Origin of the sequence: Mesorhizobium sp. M6A.T.Ce.TU.016.01.1.1, from assembly GCF_003997065.1 — a bacterium.
Classification (GTDB): Bacteria; Pseudomonadota; Alphaproteobacteria; order Rhizobiales; family Rhizobiaceae; genus Mesorhizobium; species Mesorhizobium mediterraneum.
This window is the reverse complement of record NZ_RZTJ01000016.1, coordinates 130,058-136,614: the sequence shown is the minus strand read 5'-3', so window position 1 is coordinate 136,614 and position 6,557 is coordinate 130,058. Positions and strand designations below refer to the sequence as shown.

Below are 6,557 nucleotides of genomic sequence, written 5' to 3'. Positions count from 1 at the left end.
TCTCCCCCGGCGGCCCCGGCGGGCGCGGCCTGAACGCCGGCGCCCCGCCGCTCTTCTCGTCTCGATGCGCACGGCGCAGCTTGGCGTAATGGGTGTCTTTTGGGGTCTTGGGCTTGTTGTCGTTGCTCATGGCCGGTTCTATAGCCGTGTCGCCCGGCAATGGATACAGCCGCGGAACCTACTTGTCGGACGAGTATCAAATTCAGCGCGTTTTGCCGGGATGTTGCGGTTGACAGTTTTGGGCGCTGCCGCCATAAGGCGCTTCGCGAAGGGCTGCTACGGCGGTTGCGACGCGTCGATGCCTCGTTGCATGGCTCCGGCGGCAGACTGGAGAGGTGCCCGAGTGGTTAAAGGGGACGGACTGTAAATCCGTTGGCTATGCCTACGTTGGTTCAAATCCAACCCTCTCCACCACTGCCGGCCCGGAAGCCCTGAAACGCGGAAGCATCGAACCGAAAAGTGTATGGCGGTTTTCGGGTAAGTTCGATGCTTAAACGAAAGGCGCGGGTATAGCTCAGTGGTAGAGCAGCAGCCTTCCAAGCTGAATATGCGGGTTCGATTCCCGCTACCCGCTCCAGATTTCCATTCGCTGCTCCGTCGGGCCTCGCGCATCATCCCGAATCCATGCTCAGCGCAAGTTGAAACGCGCCTGCGAACGGGATCATCCGCAAATCAAAAATTCGACGTGTTGAAGCTTCGTAGCGCGTCCAACGGATGCGCGGTGAGCTGCCTGCCTAACTGGTGAACCTGTTCAATATCGACGCGAGTTGATTTTGCTGCGGCACTTGCCCGTTCGGCGTCATCTGGTCGACGAGACCCGGCAAAGCCGCGGACAATTGCTTGAGCAAGTCCTGCTCGTTCAGCCCTGTCCTTTGCGCGATCTCGCGAATGACCTGCGGGCCCAACGCATTGCCCAGATCGTTGGCCTGGATGGGCTGGTTCTGCCCGGTGCCGACCCACGAATCGGCGGCATTGCCGTGGCCGGCGTCTTTCAGCTTATCGAGCAGGCCGCCCAGTCCGCCGAGCAAGCCACCGTCGGCGGATGCGGTTGTATCAGGCGGCACGGGGGCGGGGCTTTGGGCCGGATCAGTCTGGGCGGAACTTCCACCGCTCAGCATTTTTCCAACCAGCAGCGCACCGAGCGCGATCATCAGCGGCTTGGCGACGTTACCGCCGGGAACGGCATTGTCAAACAGTCCCATTGTGGATCTCCATGTCAATGTTGCCCGTCCCATCTCCACAATGACCCATTCGGGTCGAATTTCAAGCTGGTTGAGCTTTCCGTAATCATGAATTTCAAGTTGGCTTGAGCTTTGCTTAATAATGTGGAAGTAATCGGCTGCGGGGAATGGAGAGGAAAATGTCAATATTAAGCTGGATCATCCTTGGCGTCATAGCCGGCTTTATAGGCAGCAAGATCGTCAACAAGAGCGGGCAGGGCCTTGTTCTTGATATCATACTCGGGATCGTCGGCGCTGTTGTCGGCGGCCTGATCTTCAGCGCCTTTGGCGCGTCAGGCGTTACCGGCCTCAACATCTACAGCCTGATCGTCGCCGTGCTGGGATCGGTGGTCGTTCTGTGGGCCTATCACCAGTTCACCGGGAACCGGGCTCTTTAGAGATTAAAGGCCGACAGGCAAGGCGGCCTCGGCGGGCCGCCTGACGTGTTCTGGCCGGCCGCTTTCGGTCCATCCGATATCGCGGCTTTCCGCTCTGGGAAGCCGCGACTTCTCGTCCAATTTACCCGGTGCTACAGTGCGGCGAGGAACGCTCTATCTGATCCGTTTGAGAATTTCGCGGACCAGCGTGTTGAAGCCAGCTTCGAGCCCTCTGGCCAGGATTGGCCACAATTCATCGAGCAGACGTCTGAAAGCAGTCTCGAGAGTTGCGTCACGGCCGCTTCTGACAGGCAGATCGGGCATCGACCCCATCGCCACCATGACCTGCTGGCGCAGCCGGTCGCCGCAGGCCCTGGCGCCGACGACCGTCGGGTCAAAGGGCAGGCGGCTAACATCCCATTTTCCGCGTTGCTCGATGCCGAGATTGCGCTCGACCTCGGCGTGCGAAAGAATCGTTTTGGGCGTGACCTTGATGCGATAGTATTTGCAAAGCGCGGCGACGACAACGATCAGCGCATCCCACTGCGTCCTCGTCATCGGGTATTGGCCGGCATTGAATGGTCTTTCCTCCGCCCCGGCCATGCAGCAGAGAGAAACCCCGATCGAGCCGCTGTTGCAGTTGAGGGTGTGAGCTGCGTATCCCGATTTCACCCTGCCGGAATTGAGCATGATGGAAGGCCGGCCCCTGACGAGGCCGCCATTTCCCTCGACCAGGATATGATAGGCGTCCTTGTCGGTCTCGCCTGCCGAATGCGAGCCTGCCGTCCAATGGCAAATGACCCGCTTCATCGGAACGTTGGGCATCCAGTCCGGCGGCAATGCCACAGAAAATCCCCGCAACAAATCTGGCAAACGCGATCACTATAGTTTCTTTGACAGAGAATGCGAAAACGAAACGATAATTTGGTTGAGCGTTTCTAACGTTCGGCGCTTTTGCACTTGTCGCCTGGGGCAGGATACCGGGCTGCGGCCCGCTTGTCCCTGGCTAGAGGCAAGCGGGCAACTCTGATAGGGAATTTCCGGCACGGATTTGGGCGGGATGGGCGATGTCGGGCGCAGTCGGCAATGGCGATTGAAATAAAAGAACTCGCGATCACCTATTATCCCATCCCGAAGAGTGGCAGCAGCAGCGTCAAATATGCGCTTATGGCGCTCGACGGAAAGGAAGGCTCGCTCTCCGGGTTCGACCCCGACAATGACGTTCACGGCCATTTGGCGACAAACTACGTCGACCCTTTCTTTCCCACATATGACGGACACAAGGGCCGGTTCACGATCGTCCGCGATCCCCTGGAGCGGCTTCTCTCCGCCTATTCCAGCAGGATCTCCGACACTGGGGTTCTGACCAGACCGGACGTGGATAAGGAGAAGCTTGAAAGGCTCGGCATTCCGGTCGATCCGGACTTCGATACCTTCATTTTCAACATCGAGAAATACTGCGCCTGCTCCTGGGAGATCCAGTTCCACGTGGCGTCGCCGCGCTATTTTACCGGCTGCAGCCTGTTCCTCTTCGAACATGTCTTCAAATTCGAGCAGATGGACAGAGTGGAAGCGTTTCTATCCTCTGTAAGCGGACGGGTATTCGACCTGCCACGGCTGCAGGTCGGCGGCAGGAAAATCAGCCCTTCGGACCTGTCGCCGGCGGCGTTGGCCAAGGCGATGCGGTTTTGCCGCTACGACTATGGATTTCTCGTCGACTACTACGATCCGCAAAAATGGGGAGGCATTCCTGAAGGCGATGCCGATGATCCCTCGACGCTGCATGTTTTCGGCGATCCGGGAGCCTTGCGCGATGGCCGGATCATCTACCCCCGAACACCGCGCAATCTCTTTCGCTTCATGTCCAAGCGCTCGCTTATCGAGCCGAGGATAATTCTCTAGCTGCCGGTCTGTGCCGGTTATCCGTCAGCACCTTCGGCGTTCACCACATGCTCTTCGAATTGGGGCAGGTCGTCGGTGATTGCAAACCACTTCGCCTTGGAGCCGACAAAGATGTGATGCGTCGGGCGGATAGCCGGCTCGTCGACGAGGGTTCCCATGGCGACGTGCACGAAAGCGCCGTCGCGGACGACCGAATAGAGCAATGAGCCGCAGGTCTTGCAATGGGTGTCATGGACGGTCTCCTCGCCGAAGATCAGGAGATTGTCCTCGCCTTTGGTCAGGCTCAGCCTCTCACGCTCGATGCCGGCAAACGGCTTGAAGGCGGAACCGGTGGTGCGCCGGCAATTCGAGCAGTGGCAATTCGCAGCGTAGATGAACTCGTCGGCCACCGCGTATTGCACGGCGCCGCACATGCACTTTCCGGCAAGCATGCGGTTGCCGGCATTCTCCTGGCTTGTCACGGGCTTCTCCATTTTAGCGGTGACCAGCTTGAACTAAGCGACCACGGTCAGCCGGCGCCTGCGCTCGTCGAGCGACACGATGGTCAGCCCGCTGGCCACCACCAGAAGAATGCCGCTGATCGCCAGCGCGTTCGGGAATTGCTGGAACACCACCAGACCCGAAATGACCGCCCAAACCGTGAAGCAGTAGTAGAACGGCGCCACCACGCCGGTTGGCCCGACGCGATAGGCCATGAAGATGAAGAAGTGGCCGAAGATCAGGAACAATCCGGCCCCGGCCATCAACAGCAGATGATGCGTCTCGGGCATTACCCAACGCTCCGACACCAAATGCGCGACGCCTGAGCCGACCAGCACCACCACCACCGCGGAAATAGCCACGATCATTCCAGGCACATCGGCGGCGACCCGCCGCCCGGCGAGATCGCGCGCGGCGGCGAATGCCGCATTGCCGAGCGCCAGCAAAGCGTAGACCGAGATACCCTGCATGGTCGGCTGCGCCACCATCACCGCTCCGATGAAGCCGAGCCCGATCAGCGCCATGCGCAACCCTCCGATCCGTTCGCGGAACAGGACAGAGGAGCCAATCAGCATAAGCAGAGGAGTGATCTGCCCCAAGGCGGTCGAATCGGCGATCTGCATGTTGGCGAGCGCCACCACGTAGCAAAGGATTGCCGCCAGCTCGAACAGGTTTCTCCGCAACACTCTTCTTTCGAGGATCAGCGGGATCTGCTTGGCGTAGCCCAGCGCAAACAGCAACGGGATGCCCCACAGCGTCGCCGCCGTCCCGCGCAGAAACAGCACCTCATAGGGTGGCAGCCCCACCGTCGCCAGCTTCATCATCGTGTCGTTGACGACATAGGACCCGGTCGAGAGGATCATGAACAGCGGGCCGCGGATGGCGATCGGAATGAAATGCATTGGAACAGGAAATCAGACCTGGTCAATGGCGGCAATGGGCGCCAACGGGCAAGGGAGCAGGACTTGCTTCAGTTCGCGCGGGCCATTCCGGGCCGCGAAACCGCCGGACGTATCGGGACGGCATAGACCTGCAATGCACGGCCGATCACCAGGCTGAGCACGAGCAGCGCCGAGAAGAACGCGGTGGGAGCGTATTGCGAGGGACCGCAGCCGACCAGAATGCCTGCAGCGATCACGACGGCGCTCTCTTTCGCCGAAAAGCCTGTTTTCCCCAGAAACACCAGCGGAACGGCGAGGGCTACGAAATCGTAGATGAACGCGTATGGCGAGCCGAGGATCGTCGCCGTCGCGAGAGCTGCTGCCTTGACATGGAAAGCTCCTTTTTGAAGCCATATCCAGATGATGCCGGCGCTCAGGGCTGCGATGAGAAAACCCTGCGCGACCCATGCGGCCGTCAGGCTTCCGCCAAGCGCGCGGACAAAGCCGTAGAGGCTTTGGAGCTTTGAAAAATCGGCCTTGCCGTCGACGAGGATCATCCCGTTTATCTTGGCGGCGGTGTCAAAGAAGTCGGACCAGATCTGCGTGCCGAAAACGGCGATGGAAAGCACGGCCATTGCGGTGGCGGAAATGGTGGTCCATCCGATGACCCGCCAATAGCCTCCAGCGATGAGGGCAACGGGTATGATCAGACCGAACTGCGGCTTGTAGGTAAGCAGGCCGAAGAAGAGGCCGGCGAGCGCCGGGCGTTTCTCAATCGATGCGATAGCTGCGCCAAGCAGGGCGGCGGTGACGAAGCCGTTTTGCCCGACCGCTGTGTTCCAAAGCACGGGAGGCCAGGCCATGGCTGCCAGAACCGCAAGGCGTGTCTCCCCGATCAGCCGTATGGCAAAGGCATAGAACGTTATCCCGAATGCCATCCATGAAACCAACGCGGCGGGATAAGACACCAGCGCCAACGCTGCGGTCACCAGCAGGAAAGTTGGAGGATATTGCCAGGAATAATAGCCATTGAAAACGGCGCCGCTTTCAGCGGACGAGATGCTCTTGTGTATTTCCAAGTTATAGGCATCGGCTGCGTGGCCTTGCAGAACAAACTTGCCAGCGCCCCAAAATGCCAGGAAATCGGTTGCGATTGGCTGTCCGTTCGCGTCGAACAGCCAATCGCCAATCAATACCGCAATGACAAGCATGCAGAGATAGGCAAAGATCAAGCCGCAGACGGCGAGATAGATAAGACGTTGCAGGTTTTTTCCTGCCGTGATGTCGGCTATCCGCATGGTGCCCCGTTTGCCCGCGCCGCAAGGTGCCCGGGCGTTATCTTGCCCCCGTTTTCATTAAGAGTTTGTGTCGCGACTGGCCGCGGTGGTGTTCGTCTTACATTTGCATCGCCTCATTCCCATATCGGCGTCACATCCCTGAAATCGGATCATGGGTTCGGGATCGAGTGAAAATGCGTTCGGCCACAAGGCACTTGTGTTTTTCGGCCGTAGTCGCTAATCGCCCCGCATTCGACTGAACTGAAGGTCCAGGCCGTCCAAGGAAAGAGACTATGGCAAAAGGTAAATTCGAGCGTACAAAGCCTCATGTGAACATTGGCACGATTGGCCACGTCGATCATGGCAAGACGTCGTTGACGGCGGCGATCACCAAGTATTTTGGCGAATACAAGCGCTACG

General features: G+C 59.1%; 8 protein-coding genes, 2 tRNA genes and 1 pseudogene. 5 read left to right on the top strand and 6 right to left on the bottom strand.

The annotated features are described in order from the left end of the window. Positions 1-130, bottom strand: a pseudogene (locus tag EOC94_RS34680) (23S rRNA (guanosine(2251)-2'-O)-methyltransferase RlmB); the annotation flags it as partial. A gap of 199 nt (positions 131-329) precedes the next feature. On the opposite strand from EOC94_RS34680, the gene EOC94_RS24860 reads away from it, so the two are divergent. Both EOC94_RS24860 and EOC94_RS24855 read left to right on the top strand, forming a co-directional pair. After that, positions 330-414: transfer RNA gene (locus EOC94_RS24860), tRNA-Tyr, on the top strand. Between the two features lie 89 nt (positions 415-503). Then, positions 504-577: transfer RNA gene (locus EOC94_RS24855), tRNA-Gly, on the top strand. 157 nt (positions 578-734) lie between these two features. Here the strand turns inward: EOC94_RS24855 and EOC94_RS24850 are convergent. Then, complete coding sequence (locus tag EOC94_RS24850) at positions 735-1,202, bottom strand: YidB family protein (protein ID WP_127294091.1); 468 nt, start codon at positions 1,200-1,202, stop codon at positions 735-737. A 158-nt stretch (positions 1,203-1,360) separates the two neighbouring features. On the opposite strand from EOC94_RS24850, the gene EOC94_RS24845 reads away from it, so the two are divergent. Then, complete coding sequence (locus EOC94_RS24845) at positions 1,361-1,618, top strand: GlsB/YeaQ/YmgE family stress response membrane protein (protein ID WP_095489451.1); 258 nt, start codon at positions 1,361-1,363, stop codon at positions 1,616-1,618. A 153-nt stretch (positions 1,619-1,771) separates the two neighbouring features. Here the strand turns inward: EOC94_RS24845 and EOC94_RS24840 are convergent, their stop codons facing one another. After that, positions 1,772-2,443, bottom strand: coding sequence for an N-acetylmuramoyl-L-alanine amidase (locus EOC94_RS24840; RefSeq protein WP_245465642.1), 672 nt, complete (start codon positions 2,441-2,443; stop codon positions 1,772-1,774). A gap of 240 nt (positions 2,444-2,683) precedes the next feature. On the opposite strand from EOC94_RS24840, the gene EOC94_RS24835 reads away from it, so the two are divergent. After that, positions 2,684-3,499: a sulfotransferase family 2 domain-containing protein gene (locus EOC94_RS24835; protein WP_127294083.1), complete on the top strand. Its 816-nt coding sequence runs from the start codon at positions 2,684-2,686 to the stop codon at positions 3,497-3,499. Positions 3,500-3,516: 17 nt separating this feature from the next. Here EOC94_RS24835 and EOC94_RS24830 read toward each other — a convergent pair whose 3' ends face one another. The 3 genes from EOC94_RS24830 to EOC94_RS24820 form a co-directional block, all read right to left on the bottom strand. Next, positions 3,517-3,930, bottom strand: a complete 414-nt coding sequence (locus EOC94_RS24830) for a GFA family protein (RefSeq protein ID WP_245465644.1) — start codon at positions 3,928-3,930, stop codon at positions 3,517-3,519. Positions 3,931-3,993: 63 nt separating this feature from the next. After that, positions 3,994-4,881 (bottom strand): DMT family transporter, encoded by an 888-nt coding sequence (locus EOC94_RS24825; RefSeq protein ID WP_126106710.1) that lies wholly within the window; start codon positions 4,879-4,881, stop codon positions 3,994-3,996. 68 nt (positions 4,882-4,949) lie between these two features. Next, positions 4,950-6,158, bottom strand: coding sequence for a glycosyltransferase family 87 protein (locus EOC94_RS24820; RefSeq protein ID WP_127294079.1), 1,209 nt, complete (start codon positions 6,156-6,158; stop codon positions 4,950-4,952). Between the two features lie 272 nt (positions 6,159-6,430). On the opposite strand from EOC94_RS24820, the gene EOC94_RS24815 reads away from it, so the two are divergent. Further along, positions 6,431-6,557, top strand: a 127-nt coding sequence (locus EOC94_RS24815; protein WP_244571411.1) for a GTP-binding protein, incomplete at its 3' end; no start/stop codon positions are given.